Raw genomic sequence first — 1944 nt, forward strand, 5'->3', positions numbered from 1 at the left:
TGCACCGACTGAAACAGCATATTGAATAGTTTTCAAGGCATAGTCTTTCGTCCATTGCGAACCTGCAAACCCCATCATTAAGACACTAGCTGACACCACGATATACATTTCAACCAACGCCAAAACCAAGAACGCACAAATCAAGGCAAATGCAATCATGATAATGATTGAAGCAATCAGCATCCCCAATGAATCAATAGGCGACCAAGCACTTACCGAGTTTAAAATCTCTTGGACGATCTTCCAGCCGTTCACAAAAAAATCTGAGGGTGTAAGCAGACTGTAGCCACTGGCGGTAGATGCAGCCTGCCTGAAGCTATTTACAATCGCTTCAGCGAACGTTGCTGAGTTCATCAAAAGCCATGACATAAAGCCAGAATCAAAAAATTATTATGTGATCAGATTTCTTTTCTGCTCAAACTGCTCTTCAATTTTTGAACTCAAAAAATTGACAATAGGCTGCAAAGCATAATGCTCCTCTTGCCAATTTTGTTTGCCGATTTCCCCTCTATATTCCTGTATAAGTCGCTGCAATACGAATTTCTGCTCATCAGAAAGCTGAGACATAACCCATCGTGCAGCATTGTCTTTTGAAGCAATATCCTTCATCACTAAACTAAAATAGATCCGGCATAAAGCTAAAATCTGGTTTCTTTCATCTGCATCCTCATCCCAATGCGCTACAATTTCGGGATAAGTGTCAGACATTGCTTGCCATAGTTCTTGATCAGAAATTTCAGGTGCCCATTGGTTTAAAGCTGGCCCAAATAAAACTGTATGATGAGATCTCGCTTTTCTAAGCAATATACTAATATCTGGGTCTTTCTGTGAGCTCAATATTCCACCTTCTTTAAGCTCTTCACGCAGCCATTCACCAAATTGCATTTCATAACTTAAAGGATAAATTCCAGACTGAATCTCATCTTTTAATAAAATAGTAACTTCTAATGGCCTTTGTAATTCCCCAACAGGCTGTGAAATTTTTAGTAATTCTTGTGCAAGCTGCTCACGTAAAGCAGAAGTTAATGGTTGAGTGACCACGACCAGTACATCAAGATCACTTTCTGGCCCTAAACCACCGTCAACAGCTGAACCATAAAGATAAATTGCAAATAATGATTCCGCTAAAAGCTGCTGTAATTTTTCTTGTAGATATTCTAACTGAATTAAATCAGGCATCACTCACTCCTTTAATGGAAGATTAAATAATTCTCTATCTCGATTTTCGGTTAAGTATTTATCGAGTTGAGCCATTAACTTTTCATGAGCAACAGTGTCATTTTCGACGATTTTTAACATACAAGAGCCGATTAAAATCTTACGTCTTGTATCATTCTTTCGTTCTAACTCTTTTTGCTTAGAACGTTCACGAGCTACAGCAGCTTGTTTTTGAGCTTTTAACTGTTTTAACCGCTCTTGTTGCTTAGAAATTTGTTGTTCCAATGACTCAATTTTCATCTTTAACATACCTTTCAAATAGAGGAAATCCCCCTAAATCATAAGCGCACTTGAACATTGCTTTCAAGTTGCTATATGATTGTTGTGGGTTTTCCCGAAGGGCGCACTTTCCCAAACTAAAGTTTGGAGTGCGTAAGGGGACACCCCTTAACCCCGAAAAAAAATTTTCAATTTTTTTTTAAAAACACTTGTCAATGGGACTTTACATCGTGGCTATTTTTCACTTTTCAGTAAAAAATATTAGTCGATCAGATGGTCGAAGTGCTGTTGCGTGTGCTGCATATAGATCAGGGGAAAAATTGAAAGATGAACGCTATGGAAAAGAGCAGGATTACACGAAGAAAACAGGCATAGAATTTAAAAATATCTATGCGCCTGAAAACACCAAAAAAGAATTATTAGATCGGGAAACGCTTTGGAATACGGTCGAAACCATTGAAACTAGAAAAAACTCTCAATTATCAAGAGAATTTGAAGTTGCATTTC

Annotated in this window: 4 protein-coding genes; 1 reads left to right on the top strand and 3 read right to left on the bottom strand. The window is 37.9% G+C overall.

The window, feature by feature from the left end:
* The 3 genes from FTV42_RS16520 to FTV42_RS16530 all read right to left on the bottom strand — a co-directional run.
* Nucleotides 1–369, bottom strand: a 369-nt coding sequence (locus tag FTV42_RS16520) for a type IV secretion system protein (RefSeq protein WP_257223481.1), incomplete at its 3' end; no start/stop codon positions are given.
* Between the two features lie 21 nt (nt 370–390).
* Complete coding sequence (locus FTV42_RS16525; RefSeq protein WP_005071978.1) at nt 391–1179, bottom strand: ANT(3'')-II family aminoglycoside nucleotidyltransferase; 789 nt, start codon at nt 1177–1179, stop codon at nt 391–393.
* Nucleotides 1180–1182: 3 nt separating this feature from the next.
* Nucleotides 1183–1458: a hypothetical protein gene (locus FTV42_RS16530; RefSeq protein ID WP_004919011.1), complete on the bottom strand. Its 276-nt coding sequence runs from the start codon at nt 1456–1458 to the stop codon at nt 1183–1185.
* A gap of 209 nt (nt 1459–1667) precedes the next feature.
* Here FTV42_RS16530 and FTV42_RS16535 point away from each other — a divergent pair.
* The coding region (locus FTV42_RS16535; RefSeq protein WP_180039223.1) for a MobA/MobL family protein at nt 1668–1944 on the top strand (277 nt) is incomplete at its 3' end.

Source organism: Acinetobacter sp. YH16052 (assembly GCF_013417155.1).
GTDB lineage: Bacteria > Pseudomonadota > Gammaproteobacteria > Pseudomonadales > Moraxellaceae > Acinetobacter.